This is a genomic window from Nostoc sp. NZL (assembly GCF_015714705.1).
Taxonomy (GTDB): Bacteria; Cyanobacteriota; Cyanobacteriia; order Cyanobacteriales; family Nostocaceae; genus Nostoc; species Nostoc foliaceum_A.
Window position 1 is genome coordinate 1 of record NZ_WBKL01000157.1, and the last position, 1,540, is coordinate 1,540.

The following is a 1,540-nucleotide window of genomic DNA, read 5'->3' on the forward strand; positions in this document are numbered from 1 at the left end:
CAATCAGACACCCCTTTTTTTCTTGATCATTCCCCATCTAATCTCTATTTGATAATGATAATCGAATAGGGGGAGGTGGGAGAGAAACGAGCGACGCTCGTTTCTCTCCCACCCTTTTTATGATTATCATTATTGTATTGTTTTCTGAATAGGTATACTACACAATAATTGTTAAAGGTCAGGATGCTTTAAGGCTGACAAGATAATATTTTTAACCTCTAATTTCTTTTGATTTGCGTTCTCTCCTATCGCTTTTAGTCTAAACTCCAGGTTTAAGCCAAGCCTCTAACTCAGTTTCTGTAAAACTTCCTGGCAAACTTTTTTCAATCAGTAGATCATATGGACGTTTGGTAATTTCAGGATGAAGCTCCCATTCTGGGCTTCCCTTTTTAAAAATGGCAGAGTTTTCTGGTGGCTGTGTATGTCTTACGATAATTACAGGTATACCTTGCTCATTAGCAACATTCATCACTTGAAGAATATTATCTAGGCTTCCTGATGGATAGGTTATTGGAAGTTTTCCAGTGAAGTATTCATTCTGAACATCGATTACTAATAAGGCTCGTTTCATCTTGATTATTCTCCTTACTAACTTATAAAAACCGATTGTGATAATTGAGAGTGCAAATTACCCATTGGGTTGAGTGAAACATCTGAAAATAGGTCAAGCTGATTCTATATCCCTGATGTTTGTGGTGAGTATAAAAGCTTTACTAAACAAATATTTTTATCTCAGTATGCTTTAAAAATTCAAGTCGAATTCCCATATAACTAGTAATAACAAATAATTTTTTGTATTTCAGATTACTAATTAATTTAATATTTATCCAGTCTTTGGTTAGAAGTGTAGTGAAGTATTCGTTCTTATTATTGAATTGTAAGACAAATTTTTAACTTGTGATTCTATACAGGAGTTTCCAAACGCAACGCATAAAAATAAATTCTCGTTTAGCCACGCCAGTTCAACTTACATTCACTAATTCATTACAGAGTGCGATATGCAGAAACCAAACGACCAAAAAGGCTATTTTCTTAAGTACCTTTCCCTTGCTCCTGTTCTTGCTGTTATTTCAATATCAGTTGCCTTCTCTACCTGGGCGATTTTTAATTATTTTTTCCCCGATCTTCTTTTCCATCCTATGCCATGACATGAGCGGTGATGATGTAAAAGCGTTGTCATCAATGTTGATACTAAAAAGCGCTCTCCCAATTTGGGAGAGCGCTTTATTATTTAGTTAATGCTTCAAAATTAACCGTTGATAGCAGGAGCAGTCAGAGCGACAGGAGCAACATCACCAGCAGCCAAATCTAAGGGGAAGTTGTGAGCGTTACGCTCGTGCATTACTTCCATACCCAGGTTAGCCCGGTTGATTACATCAGCCCAAGTGCTGATAACGCGACCTTGAGAATCAATGATTGATTGGTTGAAGTTGAAACCGTTCAAGTTGAACGCCATTGTGCTTACACCCAAGGCGGTGAACCAGATGCCGATTACAGGCCATGCTGCTAGGAAGAAGTGCAGTGAACGGCTGTTGTTGAA

2 protein-coding genes and 1 pseudogene are annotated in these 1,540 nt (G+C 37.5%); 1 reads left to right on the forward strand and 2 read right to left on the reverse strand.

Going from position 1 to position 1,540, the window contains the following annotated elements; all coding sequences use genetic code 11:
* Positions 1 to 259: 259 nt before the first annotated feature.
* On the reverse strand, positions 260 to 571 hold the full coding sequence (locus F8R90_RS22425; protein WP_230966627.1) for an isochorismatase family protein: 312 nt from the start codon (positions 569 to 571) through the stop codon (positions 260 to 262).
* Positions 572 to 998: 427 nt separating this feature from the next.
* On the opposite strand from F8R90_RS22425, the gene F8R90_RS22430 reads away from it, so the two are divergent.
* A complete protein-coding gene (locus F8R90_RS22430; RefSeq protein WP_190899310.1) occupies positions 999 to 1,148 on the forward strand; it encodes a PsaJ protein in 150 nt (49 codons plus the stop codon).
* Positions 1,149 to 1,249: 101 nt separating this feature from the next.
* On the opposite strand, the pseudogene F8R90_RS22435 reads toward F8R90_RS22430, so the two are convergent.
* A pseudogene (locus F8R90_RS22435) lies at positions 1,250 to 1,540 on the reverse strand (photosystem II q(b) protein); the annotation flags it as partial.